A 17869-nucleotide genomic window follows, 5' to 3' on the forward strand; every position below is an offset into this window, starting at 1 on the left:
CGCGCCGGAGTCCGCCGGAGCGCGCGCGAGCTGCCTACTCCACCCCCGCCGCCGCCCCCTCGTCCACCACCCACACCACCTCGCCCGCCGCCGCGCGGGAGGCCGCCGGAACGCGCGCGAGCTGCCTACTCCACCCCCCCGCCGCCCCCTCGTCCACCACCCACACCACCTCGCCCGCGGCCGGGCGGACGAGCTGCGCCGGGAGCCGGAAGGGATCCAGCGGCCCGCGCAGCACCTGGCGGACGACCTCCGCCTTGTCGCGCCCCAGCACGACCATCTCCACGCGCGCGGCGGCGTTCAGCACCGGCGGGGTGAGCGTGATGCGCGGCTCGCCGAGCGGGCGGTGGACCGCCACGCCGACCGACCGCTCCCGCTCGCGCAGCAGCTCGTCGAAGGGGAAGAGCGAGCAGACGTGCGCGTCCGGCCCCACGCCCAGGTGCACCAGGTCGAAGCGCGGCGCGCTCGCGCCGAAGAAGCGCTCCAGCTCCTCCGCGTACGCGCGCGCCCCGTCCTCCGGCCGCAGCTCGCCGCGCATTCGGTGCACATTCCCCCGGGGGATCGGCACGCGGGAGACGAACGCCGCCCACGCCATCCCGAAGTTGCTGCGCGGGTGGCCGGGCGGGACGCAGCGCTCGTCGCCCCAGAACAGGTGCACGCCCTCCCACGGCACCCGCGAGGCGAGCGGCTCCTCGCCCAGCAGCCGGTACGCCGCGCGCGGCGAGCCCCCGCCCGTGAGCGCCACCGCGAAGCGCCCGCGCGCCTCCACCGCCTCCCGCGCCCGGGTGGCGAAGCCCTCCGCCACCGCGCGCGAGGCGGCGCCCGCGTCGGGGTGGATCTGGACGCGCGGCTCAGGAGTCATCAGGAGTCATCCGCGTTCACCAGCGCGAAGAGCGGCAGGCCGAGCCCCGCCGCGGCGCCCGCGTAGCCGCCGAGACGAAAACCCGCCTGGAGCCGCACCCCCGACGCCGCCTCGACCTGCGTGGAGAGCGCCGCCCAGTCGCGCAGGCCCACGCTCCCCTGCAGCGCCGCGCCCAGCCGGGTGCGCACCTCCAGGTCCTCGTCGGCCTGGAAAAGGATGAGCGCGGGCGCCACGTCCACCGGCACGTCGTCCGTCACCCAGCGGCGGTAGCGCGCCCGCACGCCAGAGCGGAGCGCGTGGTCGTTCAGCGCCAGGAACACGCTCCCGCCCACCGCGTGGTCCGCGGACCGGTTGCGCATCCACCCCACGTCCCACGTCGCCAGCCAGCGCCGCACGTTGTGCACCCCCGGCGGCGTGGAGACGAACCACTGCACCCCGAACTCGGTGATCCAGAAGCCGCGGCACGCCGGGAGCGGGCGCGGCTGGAAGCAGGCGCGGCCCCCGTCATCCTGCGCCCGCGCCGGGCTCACCGCCGCGAGCGCCAGCACGGCCAGCAGCAGGGCGCCGCGGGCCGCCTGCCACGGTGTCGCGCGCATGATCTCCTCCCGTTCACGACCGGGGAAAGGCGCAGGCGAGCGGCGAGCTCCGCACCCCGTATGCCCCGGCGTCAGGCTTTGCACTCCGGTATGTATCAATCCTGTTGACACAATCGCGCGGCACGACTATGTATCATGTAGACTGATACAAGTCACCCCTCCACGAGCGGAGGCTGCGATGAGCTTCGACTTCGCCGACGGCGTCCGCCGCGCCCTGGCCCGGATGCGCGACCGGAGCCCCATCGAGTGGGGGGTCGTGTGGACCGAGCCAACCTTCAGAGTCGCGGAGGCTGCGATGAACTACCACTTCACCGACGGCGTCCGCGGCGCTCTCGCCCGGGCGCGCGACGAGACGATCCGGCTGCGGCACGACTGCGTCGCGCCCGGGCACATCCTGCTGGGCCTGCTGGGCGACAGGGACGTGTCCGCCCTCCTGGACCGGCTCGGGGTCGCGCCGCAGGACGTCCGCGCGGACATGGAGCGTCTGCCCGTGGTGCGGCGGCCGGTTCGCCTCGGTTCGGAGCTCCCTTACACGAGCGGCGCCAAGCGCGTGCTGGAGCGCGCCATGGCCGAGGCGCGCGAGCAGGGGGACTCCGAGGTCCGGACGGAGCACCTCCTGCTGGGCGTGCTCCACGACCACAAGAGCGAAGCCGTGCGGACGCTGCGGGGCTACGGCGTCACCCTGGAGCAGGTGCGCGACGCGATGCGGGGCCGGGGCCCTGGCGCGGCGTTCGTCCCGCGCGTCGACGACGCGTCGGAGCGCTCCATCTACGAGCAGCTCGTGGCGCAGGTGCAGGAGGCCGTCGCCACGGGCCGGCTGCGCCCCGGCGAGCGGCTCCCCTCCGTGCGCAGCCTGGCCGACCAGCTCGACATCGCCCCCGGGACCGTCGCGCGCGCCTGGACCGAGCTGGAGCGCCTGGGCGTGGTGGTCACCGAGGGCGCCCGCGGCACGCGCGTGGCCGAGCGCGCCGGCCCCCGCCCCGACGACGCGCGCGCGGAGAACCTGGTCGGCCTGCTGCGTCCGGTCGTGGTGGCCGCCTTCCACCTGGGCGCCACCGCCGCCGGGCTGCGCGAGGCCCTGGAGCGCGCCATGTCCGGCATCTTCAACGGCGACAGGCAGGGAGAGGAGCCCGCTGGCGGCTGAAGCCGTGAAGGGCGGCTGAAGCCGCGGCTACAACTGCAGAAAGCCTTGCCCGGCCGGCTTCGGCGCTGCGTCGGATCCCGGCGCGGGCAAGGCTTCGACAGCACTCCCGTACCTCGTACCTCGTACCTCCGTACTTTCGTACTTCCCTACGGCGCCCTCCACTCCCGCCCGTCCTCGCGGATCAGGCGGTCGGCGCCCTCGGGGCCCCAGGTGCCCGCCGGGTAGGGCTCGGGCTCGCCGCCTTTCTCCCACTCCTCCAGGATCGGGGTGACGAGCGTCCAGGCGGCCACCACCTCGTCCTCGCGGGCGAAGAGGGTGGCGTCGCCCAGCATGGCGTCCAGCAGGAGGCGCTGGTACGCCTCGGGGCTCTCCAGCCCGAAGGCGCGGCAGTAGTCGAAGTCCATGCTCACCGGCTTCAGGTGCCCCAGCAGCCCCGGCACCTTCGCCTCGAAGAAGAGCGAGATCCCCTCCTCGGGCTGGATGCGCAGCACCAGCGCGTTCGGCTGCGGGCGGTCGCCCTCCACCAGGTCCAGGATCGGGTGCGGGGCCGGGCGGAAGCGCACCACCACCTCGCTCGCCTTCCTGGGCAGCCGCTTCCCCGTGCGCAGGTAGAAGGGCACGTCGGCCCAGCGCCAGTTGTCGATCCACAGGCGCAGCGCCGCGAACGTCTCCGTGCGCGAGTCCGGCGCCACGCCCGGCTCCTCCCGGTAGCCCGGCTTCGACCCGTCGGCGGAGGCCGCGTACCGGCCCCGGACGACTTCGTGCGCCACGTCCTCGCCGCGCACCGGGCGCACCGCGCGCAGCACCTTCACCTTCTCGCCCCGGATCGAGTCGGCGTCGTAGCTGGCGGGCGGCTCCATGGCCACCAGGGTGAGGATCTGCAGCAGGTGGCTCTGCACCATGTCGCGCAGCGCCCCCGCCTTCTCGTAGTAGCCGGCGCGCCGCTCCACCCCGACTTCTTCCGCCACGGTGATCTGCACGTGGTCCACGTGGCTGCGGCTCCACACCGCCTCCCACAGCAGGTTGCCGAAGCGGAACACCAGCAGGTTCTGCAGCGTCTCCTTCCCCAGGTAGTGGTCGATGCGGAAGATCTGCCGCTCGTCGAACACGCGGTGCAGGTCGCGGTTGAGCTCCTCGGCGCTCGCCAGGTCGCGCCCGAACGGCTTCTCCACCACGATGCGCGTCCACGCCGCATCTTCGGGATCGCGCGCCAGCCCGGCGCGCCCCAGCGCCTCCACCACCGTCTCCATCACCCCCGGCGGCACGGCCAGGTAGTAGAGCCGGCTCCCCGCCGTCCCCCGCTCGCGGTCCAGCGCCTCCAGCCGCTCCTTGAGCCGCGCGAAGCCCGCCTCGTCCTCGAAGACCGAGCTCACGTACGAGAGCCGCTCCGCGAACTCGTCCCAGCGCCCGGGCTCGGGCTCGCCGCCGAACTCGGCCAGGGCGGCGCGCATGCGACCGCGGAAGTCGTCGTCCGTCATCGGCTCGCGCGCGAAGCCGACCACGGCGAAGGAGTCGGGGAGGAGGCCGTCGCGGAAGAGGCGGTAGACGGCCGGCAGCAGCTTGCGGCGCGTCAGGTCGCCCGTGGCGCCGAAGATGACGAAGACGTGCGGCTGGGGGACGCGCGGGCTGCGCATGGTGCGGCGCAGCGGCGTGTCGGCGGGGGCGCCCGCGCTGGTCCGGACGCGGGTGGCGGGGGGCGCGTCGCTCATCCGGGGACGGGCTCCCCGGGCGTGGCCTCCTTCACCGCGTGCCCGCCGAACTGGTTGCGCAGCGCCGCGATCACCTGCGCGGCGTAGCTCTGTTCCTGCCGCGAGCGGAAGCGGGCCAGGAGGGAGAGGGTGATGACCGGCGCGGGGACGTCCAGGTCGATCGCCGTCTCCACCGTCCAGCGTCCCTCGCCCGAGTCGGCCACCCAGCCGCGGATGCGCTCCAGGTCCTGCCCCTCGGCCGCGTAGGCGCGCTCCAGCAGCTCCAGCAGCCAGCTGCGCACCACGCTGCCGTGGTTCCAGAGCGCGGCGATGGCGCGCAGGTCCAGCCCCATCCCGGAGGCGTGCAGGATCTCGAACCCCTCGGCGTACGCCTGCAGGAGCCCGTACTCGATCCCGTTGTGGACCATCTTGGTGAAGTGCCCGGCGCCGCTCGCGCCGACGTGCAGGTAGCCGTCCGGCGGCGCCAGGGTGCGGAAGACCGGCTCGCAGCGCCCGACCGCCTCGGGCGCGCCGCCCACCATCAGGCAGTAGCCCACCTCCAGCCCCCACACGCCGCCGCTGGTGCCGGCGTCCACCAGGTGGACGCCCTTCTCTCCCAGCTCGGCCGCGCGGCGCTGGGTGTCGTGGAAGTTGGTGTTGCCGCCGTCGACCAGCACGTCGCCCGGCTGGAGGAAGCCGGCGAGCCTGCGGAGGGTGTCCTCGGTGGGCGCCCCGGCGGGGACCATCACCCACACCACGCGCGGGGGCTCGAGCGCGGCGGCCATCTCCTCCAGCGACCCCGCCGCCGCCGCGCCGGGGGCGGAGCCGACGCGCTTCGTCAGCTCGGGGTCCAGGTCGTAGACCACCACCTCATGGCCGCCGCGCAGCAGGCGCGTGACCATGTTCCCGCCCATCTTCCCGAGCCCCACCATCCCCAGCCGCATCGCCGCCTCCCCGTTCGTGTCCGCCGGTACGTTGCCGGCGCGAAGCTGCAATTACGCGGCCCGGGACGGCTCCGCAAGGGGCGGTTCGCGATGGCGGAGGAGGGCCGGGCATGGAGCGATGCCGGCGCACGACCTCAACGCGCCGATACAGGCTCTTGCACCGAAAATGCGTCCGCTTACGTGAGCGCCGATGGGGCGCGAGACGGGATCGTCCCGAGCCCTTCACGCGCGCATAGTGGCGGAACCGGAAGCCCCACCGAGGGCCCCTCACCCTGCACGCGGAGACCACGATGCGGAAGCTGAAGCTGGAGCTGGACGACCTGCGGGTGGAGTCTTTCCTCACCGTCGCCGAGCAGCCGTCCCTGAAGGGTACGGTGCGCGCCAACTCATGCCGCTACGAAGGCGACCCGTACTATACGCAGTACTGGTCCACCTGCGAGCCGACGCTGCAGGACGACCCCAGCTGCAGGCAATGCGTCAGCCTCAACGACTGCCTGAGCGACGGGGGCGGCGGGTGCCAGGGCTACTACACCTGGGAGGAGAGCTACTGCCAGTGCACCGCCGAGTACAGCTGCGAGTGCGCGTTCAGCGAAGCGTCCAACTGCCACCGCTGCACCGGGCCGTGACGGTGCGCGCGATGACGCCGGGCGAGCGACGGCAGGCGCGGCTGGGACGACGCGGCGGCCCGGGTGTTTCGCCCGGGCCGCCTTCTCCGGGCATTGTCACCAAAGGGTGCAGCCCGGATGGATCGTACGTTGGCCTCCCGCCGCGGCCAGGAGCCGGCGCTCACGGTCCTCCCGCCGAGTCCGTGGGGGAAGAATCCGCCGGCGAGGCGCCCGGCTGCAGCACGCCCTCCAGGCCGCCCGCCGGCTGGCCGGCCGAGTCGGGCGCGTTGCGCAGGGAGGGGCTGACGGGGGAGCAGTCCGGCGTGGCGGGCTGCCCCGGGCCGACCATGATCCAGCAGATCCACGACTTGCGGCGGGCCTGGGCCTGGTAGCCGTCCGCGGTGGAGCCGACCAGGCGCACGGCCACGTCCCGCCGCGGTGCATAGGGCAGGTTGGTGGCGCTGGCCGGGCGGCCGGCGTCAAGGGTGTCGGGGTAGCGGTGATACTGGGCCGCGTGGCGCTGCATGGCCTCGTGCAGCCGCTCGAGCTCCGTGGCCGCGTCGTTTCGTGGGTTCCCGCACGCGCCCAGGAGCAAACCGACGATGACGAGGCGTGTGAGCGAGAGGCGGTTTCTGAGCAAACTGGTGATCAAAGCGTGATCCCTCCGAACATGCTTCGGTCTGACGGTGTCCGTGACGGTTGCAATTACACCTGGAAGAAAGGCTTCGCAAGGATCCGGATGTACGAGGGGCGATGCATGGCCCTGGTTCCATCTATCATTACCCGCGTCCATCTATCCAATCATCATTAAAACGAATACTATGGACGGTCGAAAGAATTCAAAGTGATCAGAGCTTGTGGAGGCAAGGAGACAGCGCAGTTTGTCCGATCAATATCGAAACGCGCTGGCCCGGCACGCCGCGTTGAGGTGGGAAGCATATGCCGCAGCGAGAGATGATGCGATCTTGAGCGGAAGCATCGGGCCACGGCTCCGCCTGGCCGACATCGATCGACGGGCTCTTGCCCGCTGGAGTGACACGTGGACCGGTTCGCATCCCTCGGGTGCTGGCGGTTGGAACTGGCCCGATCTGGTTGCGCTTCAGCCCCGGAGGGCGGCGCTGCTGCCGCTGGCGATCTGGTATGGTCCGGACCTGTGCGGCCTGGCCCTGGGCCACGCGTCGCGTCCTGGCTCGGGCGGCGTGCGCCACACGGTGACCCTCACGTACGTGGAGCGGCGCCCTGAGCCACCTTCCGTGCCGTTGCGGGGAAAGGTGGTTCCGCTGGCCGTCGCAGTCGCGCGGAGCTACGGCCTCGCGCTCGGCGCCAAACGCCTCCGCCTGCGTTACCCGGACCCTAACCTGTTGCAATACTATCAACTGCTCGGCTTCGACGTTGCCTGGAAGGGCGAAAAAACCGGTATATTGCGAACGGGAGATATGACGATGAAGAAGTCCATCCACACGGTTCAGCCGCCGAAGCGCAAAAAGGCGAGCGGGTTCATCGACCGCTTCGCCCGTTTCGCGCGCAGGGAGGCGCCGCTCCCCACGCAGGAGGAAGCGCGGCGCCGCATCCGCAGCAGGCCCGGCTTCTTCGCCTCGCTCAGCCCGGAGGCTCGCGCGGCCGTGCTCGAATACGACGGCCCCGAAGCGATGGGCCCGCCTCCCGACGAGCGACGGCCCTGACGCAGCAGCCAAGGAAATAGAAACCGCCCGCGCAGTTCTTCTGCGCGGGCGGTTCGTTTCAGGTGGAGGATCGCGTCGCTTCGTCACTTTTGCAGGAACGACCCCGCCAGCTCCGACTCGCCGCGGACGGCGAGCTGCGCGGCCGCCCGCCCGCACACGGCGCCGATCACGTTCCCCGTGCCGCTGTACGCGCCCACGGCCCAGAGCCCCGGCGCCATCTCCTCGAACACCGGCAGCCCGTCCGCCGTGTACCCCACCGACGCCGCCCAGCGGTGGGTGACCGGCGCGTCGACGCCTAGCCGGTCGCGCAGGAAGGTCTCGATCATCTCCTGCACGAAGCCGTCCGGCTCCGCCTCATCCGTCCACTCCCCCTCGCCGCCCCGGTCGCGGAACCCGCCTAGGGCGATACGGCCGTCCGGGAGCTGCTGCCACCACTCGTAGCCGTAGCGCAGGTAGACGGGGCGCGGGAAGCGGATCTCCCCGAGCGGCGCCGTCGCCAGCATCTGCAGACGCGCCGTGCGCACCCGCCCCGCCAGCGACGGGAAGAGCCGCGCCAGCCCGCCGTCCACCGCCACGATCACGCGCGGGGCCCGCACCCGCCCCGCGGGTGTGCGCACCCCCGACCCGGAGAGCTCCACGGCGGGCGAGTGCTCGAAGAGCCGCGCGCCGCCCTCCGCCGCGCGCCGGGCCAGCGACCGGCAGCGGCGCAGCGGGTCGAACGCCGCGTCGGTGGGGATCAGCAGCCCGCGCCCCTCCGGCCCGTCGTACCACTCGGCCGGCAGGGCGTCCGCGCGCATCGCCCGGAGCTGCTCGGCGCAGTCGCGCTCCTCCTCGCCCGACGCGGCGATCCGGAGCGAGCCCACGCGCCGCACCGCGTCCGGCGTCTCCGCGGCGATGCGGTCCATCTCCGCCAGCGTCAGGCGGTAGACGGCCAGCGCCCGCCCGCGGCCGTACGCCCGCACCGCGTCGTGGTAGAAGTGGTAGCTCCCCGCCAGCAGGAACCCGCCGTTGCGCCCCGCCGCGCCGCCCGCCACCGGCCCCGCGTCGAGCCCGACGACGCGCTGCCCCAGCCGCAGCAGCTCGCCCACGCACGCCAGCCCCGAGCCGCCGAGCCCGACGACGCACGCGTCCGCCTCCACCTCGCCCTCCAGCCGCGGAAGACCGAGCGCGGCACCGTCCTCCCACACGGGGACGTTGTCCGTCGGTCGCCCCTCCCCTACCTCCAGCCACCGCTCCCGCGTGCTTGCCACCCTCGTGTCCATCTGGCTCATGCGTACAGGGGATAGCTCTCCAGCGGTGGCAGGTCGCGCTCGGCGGAGCGCGCCGTCATCGTTCTGCCCAGCACCGCCTCCGCCTGCTCCTGCACGAGTTGTCCGATCCGCATCGCATCAGCGGTGATCAGGTCGTCGCTGGTGAGCGCCGTCCGCTTGAAGGTGGCAATCAGTTCTTTCACGGCCTCGTAGTCGCCCTTGCGGGCCGCCTCCCGGAGTTCCTGGTACGGCCGCGTCAGGTCCGGCAGCTTGAACCAATCGTCGCGTCTGCCGGATTGGGAGATCGAGAACACCACGTAGGGGTAGTCGCGCACCGGCTGCCCGTCGGCGTCCACCAGTCGGAAGTCCGTCGGCGTGACTCGCAGCTTCGAGACGTCCACCGTGCCCTTGCGCGCTCGCATCACCACCCACCACCCGGTGCGGGGAGGATTGTAGGTGTCGGATATGCCGATCTCCAAAATGGAGTCTCCCGAAGCGCCGGTGATGGCATCGATTCCCTTGCGCAGCGGCTCGATGAAGGGCAGCGCGGTGCTGACGACCGACACGCCGGCCGCCGACGACGCGCTCTCCAGCAGGTCGATGAAGGGAGCCGCCAGGTCGGCCTCCTTGATGGAGAACAGGCCCAGCTCCAGCCCGACGCCTTCCCCCCGATAGGGGATTGGGCCCAGCAGCGTCTTTTTGACGGTGATCACCCGGTCCAGGTTCGCGGGGTCGATGTTCCGCAGCTCCGCGGGGCTGGTGACCGTGTGGAAGGAGGCGTCCTTCCCCGACAGGTGATTGAGCGTGGCGAAGCTGTGCACCACTCCGTAGAACTTCGTTGCCAGCCTGCGAACGTTCACCACGCGCAGCGAGCGCAGGGTAATGGTCAGATACGCGCCGTCTACCGGCACCTCCTCCTTCTCCTTCGGCTCGTCCGGCACCTGGGGCCCGTCGAGCTGGGCGTATACCCAGTCCTGCGCCCGCTTCCGGAACAGATCGTTCCACCATCCCATTGTGGTCTCCTCAATACACAGGCAGCTTGAGAGCGCGGAACACCGATGCGGCCCAGATCCACTCCGCGAACTCGATCGGCTCGTTCAGCGCCGTCCGGCAGAAGCTGAACCCGAGCACGCGGGAGCCCTCGTCGACCAGCGCGCACCCGGAGTCGCCCGGACGGGTGACGGGCTGCGTGTACACCCTGCCCTGCTCATTCCGCAGAGGGAAGGGGAGGTTGAGGTCCATCCCTGTGACAAACGTCGACTTCCGCTGCGAGGTGATCCCTTCGAAGTGCACGCGCTGCTTGGGAGTCGGGCACTCGTCCAGGAGCGGCCGGACCGCTTGGGGAGTCGCCGGTGCCCGCTCCTCTCCTAGCTCAATAAAGCAACTATCGGTGATCAGGTCGGCGGATCGGACCACTCCCAGCACACTATCCACGTATACCGCCTGTCCCACCACGCACGCGGCCCCCCGCTCGGCGAACAGGTCGGGGAGCGCTTCCGGGTCGGCAACCAGGCCGTGGAGGCACCCGGTGACGCCGTGACGGCCCCCCGGACCCTTCGTAACCACCCCTGCCGTAAACGCGGGCTGCCGCTCCCGCTCCACCGCCACCCCCCACGCCGGAGACGCGACCGCGCTCGTCAGGCTGGTCTTCGGCATGGGGGCGAACAACAGGCTGAACGGCTGCCGGGCGATCATCTCACGGAAGGTGCCGCGGGAGATGAGCCGGTCCATCGCGTTCAACAGGGCGAGCCGATAGACCGTCTGGTCCCGACCTGGCGCCCCGGCCGAACCCTTGGCGCCGGCGGGGTCGCCTGTGGCCACGCCGGCGTCATCCTCTCCGCCACCGGTAGGGAGTATTTCGAAATCGTGCACGACTTCATCGATCCACTGCTCTGCGCCGTTCTCGAGGTCGCCAGGGCGTATGCCGGCTTGGTTGAGGAACTCGGGGAGCGAGACCGACCTGCGGTTTGCGAGGCTCGGGTCCGTGGACAGGAGCAGCAGGTCGTACCGAGGCACGCCGCCCAGCTCGTGGAAAACGAGGAGCCGGCGTAACCGTTCCGCGTGCGCATAGTGCGAGAGAGCGGAGGCGAAGCGCTCGGAATGGGAGAGCGCATTCCATAGGAACACGCTCGCCATCACCGCCCGTCCGGACACGTCTTCCACCAGCTTGGAAAGTCCTTCGAACACCTCGGTCTGCTCGATTCCTCCCGCACCCACCACAGCCTCGGGCCAGCGGAAGTGGGCCCGGAGCTCGGCCTCCTGGACCAGTGATGTCGCAAGGTCGGAGAGGTTCATAAGCGGGAGTTCGGTGGAAGGCGTGAGGTCGGCAGGCAGGCGATGCAGGGGCAGGGGGGGAAGGCCGGAACGCCCCCGCACGTCGGGAAGAGTACCCCCGCCGTACCCGGCCGGCAACCTCCTCGCGGCCCCGTTCAGCGCCAGCCCGCCGCCGTCTACTTGCGCAGCAGCTTGAAGGCGTGGCTCCACGAGCCGGAGCGGACGCCGTGGGTGATCCAGAGCATCGCCAGCGGCTCCAGCAGGCGCGAGCCGTCGATCCCGCCCACGTCCACCACCTCCCAGCCGAAGGCCTCGCAGATCCCGGCGACGGTCCGCTTCGCCCCCTCGTCGCCGCCGCAGACGAACATCGTGGGCGGGCCGCCGGGGAAGTCGGGGTCCACCATCTCGCCCGCGGTGATGATGTTGAACGCCTTCACCACCCGCGCGCCCGGGAGCCAGCGCTGCACCTGCTCGCCGCCCGAGTCGGAGTGCCCCACCGCCAGCCGGGGCGCCCCGCCGGAGAAGTCGAGCGGGTTGGTGACGTCGACCACCACCTTCCCCGCCAGGTGGTCGGGGCCGGCCAGGCGCAGCGCGTTCTCGGTGCCCGCCCAGAGCGTCGCCAGCACGGCCAGCTCGCCGAACTCCGCGGCCTCGGCGAAGGTCCCCGCGCGCGCGGCCGGCCCGGCCTGCGCCAGCCACTCGCGCACCGCGTCGCTCTCCGGCGTGCGCGAGCCGATCATGACCTCGTCGCCGCGCCGCGCGAAGCCGAGCCCGAGCGAGCGCCCCACCACGCCGGTGCCGAGGATGCCGATCTTCATGGGCTGAGTTCCGTCAGGAGTGGACATCGGATCGAGAGGGAGGGGGGAAGGTGCGGCCCGCGGGCGAGGCGGCGCAAGGCCTGCCGGAAAGCGTCAGGGCCGGCCCCCTCGCGGGAGTCGGCCCTGTCGCGCGGCCAGCCGGTCGGGGCCACGGTTCGGCGGGGAACGGTTGCCATCTGTGACGGGCGTCGTTGTGCCTCCACATTAAGCTGCCGACCGTGGAGCCCGACCCGGCTGAACGGCGTGTGTGGGTCCCGCGATGACCGACTGCTGCTGATCGGGAGGCTGCTCGCCTCCGGTGCATTGAGGGTGCCCCGCTGCGGACGAGATTGTGGTTGGATCCTATTGAGCCGAAGCTGCGACGTGCTTCCGTACCAGGGGCGCGGGGGGACGTTGCAACCGGCGTGCCGTTTGTCAGCAAAACGTCGCGATCAGTGCGATCTATACCTCCTCGTTACACTTAGCTGCTCCGGGGCCGGGTATCAGATGCGGCATCCGTGGGGCGTGAACGTCCGGTTGTGGCACCGGCGCCGCACCATCCATGTCCCAGCCTCGGCCCAAAGTGTACGGACATAACGCCTCAACGCAAGTGACGGAAATTACAACGACCGGTGTTCACGCCAAGGACCGCGTGGCGGAGGGTGCCTCCGCTGCGCCTGTCTCCGTGCCTCCACGTGAAAGCAGAAGGGCCCGCCGGAGCGGGCCCCTTCGAGGTCAGGCGTCGTGCGCGTGCGGCGTCAGGCCTGGGCCACGCGGGTGAGCTTCTCGTCGACCACCTTGAGCATCTGGCGGAAGCTCTTGGCGAACTTCTCCACCCCTTCCACCTGCAGGCGCTCCGTCACCTGGTCCAGGTCGATCCCCAGCTCCCTGAGCGCGGCCAGGTCGGCGCGGGCGCGGTCCAGGTCGCGGTCCACCGTGCGGGCCACCTCGCCGTGGTCGGCGAACGCCTCGATGGTGGCCAGCGGCATGGTGTTCACGGTGTCGGGGCCGATCAGCTCCTCCACGTAGATCACGTCGCGGTACTCGGGGTTCTTGGTGGAGGTGCTGGCCCAGAGCGGCCGCTGCACCTTCGCGCCCTTCGCCCGCAGCCGCTCCCAGCGCTCGCCCGCGAACACCTGCCCGAAGCGCTCGTACGCCAGCTTGGCGTTCGCCACCGCCGCGCGCCCTTTCAGCCCGCGCGCCCGCTCCGCGTTCTCGCCGCCCTTTTCGATGATCTTGTCCAGCTCCGCGTCCACCGCCGTGTCCACGCGCGAGACGAAGAACGAGGCCACCGACGCCACGCGGTCCAGCGGCTCGCCGGCTTCGGCGCGGCGCTCCATGGCGCGCAGGTACGCCTCCATCACCTGATCGTAGCCGGAGAGCGAGAAGAGGAGGGTGATGTTGACGTTGATCCCCTCCGCGAGGAGCTGCTCGATGGCGGGGATCCCCTCGTCGTTGCCGGGCACCTTCACGAACACGTTGGGGCGCCCCACCGCCGCCCACAGCCGCCGCGCCTCGCTGATGGTCTGGTCGGTGTGCTCCGCCAGCAGGGGGGAGACCTCGATCGACACGAAGCCGTCGCCGCCGTCGGTGGCGTCGTAGACCGGGCGGAAGATGTCGCAGGCGCGCTGGATGTCCTCGATGGCGACCGCCTCGAACGCCTCGTTGGCGTCGGCGCCGTCGCCGGCCAGGAACTCCATGGCGTCGTCGTAGTCGTCGCTCTCGCCGATGGCCTGCTCGAAGATCGACGGGTTGCTGGTGACGCCTCTCAGGTCGTAGTCGCGGATCATCTCCTGCAGCTCGCCGCTGTCGATGATCCCGCGGCGGATGTAGTCGAGCCACACGCTCTGCCCCTGTGCGTGGAGCTCGTGCAGGCGGCTGCTGTCGGTCATCGTGGCATCCCTCGGGTTGAACGGCGCGGAAGTGATTTAGTCCTTAGTCCTTAGTGCTAAGTCCTAGGTGCTGAGTCCTGCGTGCTGAGTCCCAAAGGTAACCCTTTGCGCGGCTCGGCGCCCGGGGTTCACACTAACACACCAAGGACTAAGCACTAAGGACTCCGCACTTCGCACTTCGCACTATCTTTCATCCGCCCCGTGCCGCGTCGGCCCCGCGGCCGCCAGCCCGGCCTCCAGCTCCAGCCCCTCCTCGCCCCGGCCCAGCACGTGGAGCGCCTTGGCCGCCACGTTCTCGGGGGTGAAGCCCAGCTCCTGGAAGATGCGCTTGGCCGGCGCCGAGGCGCCGAAGTGCGTGATCCCCACCACCGCCCCGTCGGCCCCCACCCACTCGCGCCACCCCATCGTCGACGCCGCCTCCACCGCCACCCGGGCGCGCACCTCGGGCGGGAGCACCTCGTCGCGGTACTCCCTCGGCTGGCGGCAGAAGAGCGTCCAGCTCGGCATGCTCACCACCCGCGCCGCCACGTTCTCCTCCTTCAGCCGCTCGCGCGCCTCCAGCGCCAGCGACACCTCCGAGCCGCTCGCGATCAGGATCACCTCCGGCTCGCCCCCCTCCGCGTCCGCCAGCACGTACGCGCCCCGGCGCAGGCCCGACGCGGCGCCCAGCGCCTCGCGGTCCAGGTGCGGCAGCGCCTGCCGGGTGAGGGCGAAGAAGACCGGCCCCTCCGTGTATTCCATCGCGAAGCGCCACGCCTCCACCGTCTCGTTCGCGTCCGCCGGTCGCAGGTCGACCAGCCCGGGGATCGCTCGGAGCGCCGGGAGCTGCTCGATCGGCTGGTGCGTGGGGCCGTCTTCCCCCAGCCCCACCGAGTCGTGGGTGAAGACGTAGATCGCCGGCTGCTCCATCAACGCCGCCAGCCGGATCGGCGGGCGCATGTAGTCCGAGAAGATCAGGAAGGTGCCCCCGTACGGCCGCACGCCGCCGTGCAGCGCCATCCCGTTCATCAGGCTCCCCATCGCGTGCTCGCGCACCCCGAAGTGCAGGTTGCGCCCCGCGTAGCTCGCCGCCTCGAAGTCGCCGCCGCCCTCGATCAGCGTGTTGTTCGACCCCGCCAGGTCCGCCGAGCCGCCGATCAGCCAGGGCACCCGCTTGGCGATCGCGTTCAGCGCCTTCCCCGACGCCGCGCGCGTGGCCAGCGGCTTGTCGTCCTTGGTCCACGAGGGGAGCTCCGCGTCCCACCCCTCCGGCAGCCGGTGCTCCAGCGCCGCGTACAGGCCGCGCGCCAGCTCCGCGTGCTCGCCCGCGTAGGCGTCGAAGCGCCGCTCCCACTCCTCCTGCAGCCCCCGTCCCCGGTCGACGGCCCCGCGCATGTGCGCCAGCACCTCGTCGGGGACGAAGAAGGCGTCGGTCGTCGGCCAGCCCAGGTTCTGCTTGGTGAGCTTCACCTCCTCCTCGCCCAGCGGCTCGCCGTGCGCCTTCTCGCTCCCCGCGCGGTTCGGCGAGCCGTAGCCGATGGTGGTGCGGACGACCACGAGCGAGGGGCGCTCGTCCGCCTGCGCCGCGCGGATCGCGTCGTCGATCCCCTCCAGGTCGTTGCCGTCCACCCGCAGCGTGTGCCAGCCGTACGCCTCGAAGCGCTTCGCCACGTCCTCGGTGAACGCCAGGTCCGTCGAGCCCTCGATGGTGATGCGGTTGTCGTCCCAGAAGTAGACGAGCTTCCCCAGCTTCAGGTGCCCGGCCAGCGACGCCGCCTCGCTCGCCACCCCCTCCATCAGGTCGCCGTCCGAGCAGATCGCGTAGACGAAGTGGTCCACCACCGGGTGCCCGGGCCGGTTGAACACCGTGGCCAGGTGCCGCTCCGCGATCGCCATCCCCACCCCGTTGGCGAAGCCCTGCCCCAGCGGGCCCGTCGTGGTCTCCACCCCCGGCGTCAGGCCGTACTCCGGGTGCCCCGGCGTCTTGCTCTCCCACTGGCGGAAGTTCTTCAGGTCGTCCAGCGACAGGTCGTAGCCGGTGAGGTAGAGCAGCGAGTAGAGGAGCATCGACGCGTGCCCCGCCGACAGGACGAAGCGGTCGCGGCCGAACCAGTGCGGGTCGTGCGGGTTGTGGCGCAGGTGCCGCGTCCAGAGCACGTAGCCCAGCGGCGCCAGCGCCATGGGCGTTCCCGGGTGCCCCGCGTTGGCCTGCTGCACCGCGTCCATCGACAGCGTGCGGATGGTGTTGATGCACAGCAGGTCGAGGTCTGTCTGCCCCGTCGCTCCGTCGGACATCAATCGATGCGGGTGGAGGGTGGTCGAGAGAACCTTCTCACTTCGCGCTCGGCACTTCGCACTGCAGTCTTGGCATGTCCCTCCGCTGCGCTCCGGGCCGGGCTGCGCGCGCCGTAGGGCACGGTACGGCTGTGCCCAACGGCGCCGGGCCCCCTCCGCGCCCAACCCCCGGCGCTCCGGGGTCCCGGCCCTCCGGGCGCGCATCCCTCATGCAACCCCAGGGGACAGGGGACAGGGGAACAGCCTGCCGATCCCCGTAGGGGCGAGGCCTGCCTCGCCCGAAGGATGCCCGTCCCCGCGCTCCGCAGGCTATCCCGCGCCGTCGGCAGTAGTCCGCGCAGGCGGACTTCGTGTGGTCGTTGCAGCGAATTTATTCGCCCGCCCGGCCCGACCCACCAGAGCCCGACTCACCCGATCCACCCGGCCCACCGGCGAATACCACCGCGTCGTCGATCGCCCCGATCCGCTCCAGCGCCACCAGCGCCGCGCCGCGCGCCGTCTCCTCCCCCTCGGGCCTGAGCCGCAGCGGCCGCCCCACGGCTTCGCCCACGATCCGCGCGAACGCCGGCGAGGCGTGCAGCGCGCCCCCGCTCGCCACCACCTCCGCCGCGGGCCCGAAGGCGCGCTCCACCGCCCGCACCGCCTCCGCGATCCGCGCCGCCACCGCCTCCATCCACGCCCGCGCGATCTCCGCCGGCGCGGTGTCGAGCGTCATCCCCGCCATCGACGCCGTCTCGGCGAGATCCGACAGCGGCGGCCGCTCGCCCACCAGCGCGGGGACCACCTCCAGGCCGTGCGCGCCCGGCACCGTCGCCGCCAGCGCCGCCTCCAGCTCCCCCGGCGGCGGCAGGCGGAAGGTGCGGCGCAGCCAGTCCAGCACGTTTCCCGCGTTCGAGAGCGCCCGCCCCGCCACCGTGCGCCGCGCGTCCAGCCGGTAGCACCAGAGGTCGTCCGGCACCACTGGCTCGCCCTCGCGCAGCACCCGCACCGCGGCGGACGTCCCCACCGTCAGCGCGATCCGCCCCGGGCCCACCGCGCCGCTCCCCAGCGTGGCGCAGGCGCCGTCGCCCAGCGCCGGGAGCCAGGGCACGTCCGCCAGCTCCGGCCAGCGCCGCGCGAACTCCGGAAGGAGACCCCGGAACGGCTCCTCCGCCACCTCCGGCAGCCGGTCGGCGCCGACCCCGACCACGTCCAGCATCTCCGCGTCCCAGTGGAGCGCGCGCAGGTCGAAGAGGCCCGTCCCGGAGGCGATGGAGAGAGAGGAGCGCCGCACCCCGAACAGTCGCTCCCCCAGGAGCTCCCCGATGGAGAGCCAGGCGGCCACGCGCGGGAAGGTATCGCCGCGCGTGCGGCGGAGCCAGAGCAGCTTCGCGGCCGGGTAGCTCTCGTGCAAAAAGCACCCGGTGCGCCGGTGCGCCGCGTCCGCGTGGACCCGCTCCCGCAGCGCCTGGGCGTCCTCCCGCGCCCGCGTGTCCCCCCACCCGAAGAGCGGCGTGAGCGGCGCCCCGTCCGCGCCGACCCCCGTCACCCCGTGCCAGAACGTCGCCAGGGAGACGGCAGCGACCTCGATCTCCGCCGCGCGCGCCGCCTCCACCGCCCGGTCGATGACGCCGCAGCACGCCGCGAGCAGCGCCTCCGGGTCCGTCTCCATCGCCCCCGCCGCCGACGTGTGCCAGGCGACGGGGACGCGGGCGAGCGGCGCGGGCTCCAGCGGCCTCGCGGCACGGTCGTAGAGCCCGGCCCGCACGGACGACGAGCCCGCGTCGAGCGCCAGGACCCACGGCGCGCGGGAGGCTGCGGAAAGAGGCATCGGCGGGGCGACAATCTATGGTCCGGCGCCCCCGCCTGCCACGAAGACGCGGGT

Annotated in this window: 15 protein-coding genes; 3 read left to right on the top strand and 12 right to left on the bottom strand. The window is 72.0% G+C overall.

Features of this window, described 5'->3' with window-relative positions; all coding sequences use genetic code 11:
- Positions 1-34: 34 nt before the first annotated feature.
- A complete protein-coding gene (gene pgl / locus VF746_31950; GenBank protein ID HEX8697076.1) occupies positions 35-859 on the bottom strand; it encodes a 6-phosphogluconolactonase in 825 nt (274 codons plus the stop codon).
- Positions 859-1455: a hypothetical protein gene (locus VF746_31955; protein HEX8697077.1), complete on the bottom strand. Its 597-nt coding sequence runs from the start codon at positions 1453-1455 to the stop codon at positions 859-861. Before VF746_31955 ends, pgl begins: the two co-directional genes overlap by 1 nt.
- A gap of 178 nt (positions 1456-1633) precedes the next feature.
- Here VF746_31955 and VF746_31960 point away from each other — a divergent pair, with 178 nt between their 5' ends.
- Entirely contained in the window at positions 1634-2599 is a 966-nt protein-coding gene (locus tag VF746_31960) for a Clp protease N-terminal domain-containing protein (protein HEX8697078.1), read from the top strand.
- 146 nt (positions 2600-2745) lie between these two features.
- Here the strand turns inward: VF746_31960 and zwf are convergent, their stop codons facing one another.
- Positions 2746-4308, bottom strand: coding sequence for a glucose-6-phosphate dehydrogenase (gene zwf, locus VF746_31965; protein ID HEX8697079.1), 1563 nt, complete (start codon positions 4306-4308; stop codon positions 2746-2748).
- Complete coding sequence (gene gnd, locus VF746_31970; GenBank protein HEX8697080.1) at positions 4305-5231, bottom strand: decarboxylating 6-phosphogluconate dehydrogenase; 927 nt, start codon at positions 5229-5231, stop codon at positions 4305-4307. The genes zwf and gnd overlap by 4 nt, the downstream gene beginning before the upstream one ends.
- 290 nt (positions 5232-5521) lie before the next feature.
- Between gnd and VF746_31975 the strand changes: the two genes are divergently transcribed.
- Positions 5522-5857: a hypothetical protein gene (locus VF746_31975; protein HEX8697081.1), complete on the top strand. Its 336-nt coding sequence runs from the start codon at positions 5522-5524 to the stop codon at positions 5855-5857.
- Positions 5858-6017: 160 nt separating this feature from the next.
- Here the strand turns inward: VF746_31975 and VF746_31980 are convergent, their stop codons facing one another.
- Positions 6018-6362 (bottom strand): hypothetical protein, encoded by a 345-nt coding sequence (locus VF746_31980; GenBank protein ID HEX8697082.1) that lies wholly within the window; start codon positions 6360-6362, stop codon positions 6018-6020.
- Between the two features lie 439 nt (positions 6363-6801).
- On the opposite strand from VF746_31980, the gene VF746_31985 reads away from it, so the two are divergent.
- A complete protein-coding gene (locus VF746_31985; GenBank protein HEX8697083.1) occupies positions 6802-7518 on the top strand; it encodes a hypothetical protein in 717 nt (238 codons plus the stop codon).
- An 83-nt stretch (positions 7519-7601) separates the two neighbouring features.
- Here VF746_31985 and VF746_31990 read toward each other — a convergent pair whose 3' ends face one another.
- The 7 genes from VF746_31990 to VF746_32020 form a co-directional block, all read right to left on the bottom strand.
- Complete coding sequence (locus VF746_31990; protein ID HEX8697084.1) at positions 7602-8768, bottom strand: FAD-dependent oxidoreductase; 1167 nt, start codon at positions 8766-8768, stop codon at positions 7602-7604.
- Between the two features lie 17 nt (positions 8769-8785).
- Positions 8786-9781: a hypothetical protein gene (locus VF746_31995; protein ID HEX8697085.1), complete on the bottom strand. Its 996-nt coding sequence runs from the start codon at positions 9779-9781 to the stop codon at positions 8786-8788.
- Positions 9782-9791: 10 nt separating this feature from the next.
- The gene (locus VF746_32000) at positions 9792-11063 is read right to left on the bottom strand and encodes a hypothetical protein (GenBank protein HEX8697086.1); all 1272 of its coding nucleotides are present in this window, start codon (positions 11061-11063) and stop codon (positions 9792-9794) included.
- A gap of 155 nt (positions 11064-11218) precedes the next feature.
- Positions 11219-11860 carry an NADPH-dependent F420 reductase gene (locus VF746_32005; protein ID HEX8697087.1) on the bottom strand — a complete coding sequence of 214 codons (642 nt, stop codon included), beginning with the start codon at positions 11858-11860 and terminating at the stop codon, positions 11219-11221.
- A gap of 737 nt (positions 11861-12597) precedes the next feature.
- Positions 12598-13731 carry a transaldolase gene (tal, locus tag VF746_32010; protein ID HEX8697088.1) on the bottom strand — a complete coding sequence of 378 codons (1134 nt, stop codon included), beginning with the start codon at positions 13729-13731 and terminating at the stop codon, positions 12598-12600.
- 183 nt (positions 13732-13914) lie between these two features.
- Positions 13915-16005, bottom strand: a complete 2091-nt coding sequence (gene tkt / locus VF746_32015) for a transketolase (GenBank protein HEX8697089.1) — start codon at positions 16003-16005, stop codon at positions 13915-13917.
- Positions 16006-16375: 370 nt separating this feature from the next.
- The gene (locus tag VF746_32020; GenBank protein ID HEX8697090.1) at positions 16376-17815 is read right to left on the bottom strand and encodes a gluconokinase; all 1440 of its coding nucleotides are present in this window, start codon (positions 17813-17815) and stop codon (positions 16376-16378) included.
- Positions 17816-17869 lie beyond the last annotated feature (54 nt).

Origin of the sequence: Longimicrobium sp. (genome assembly GCA_036389795.1) — a bacterium.
Classification (GTDB): Bacteria; Gemmatimonadota; Gemmatimonadetes; order Longimicrobiales; family Longimicrobiaceae; genus Longimicrobium.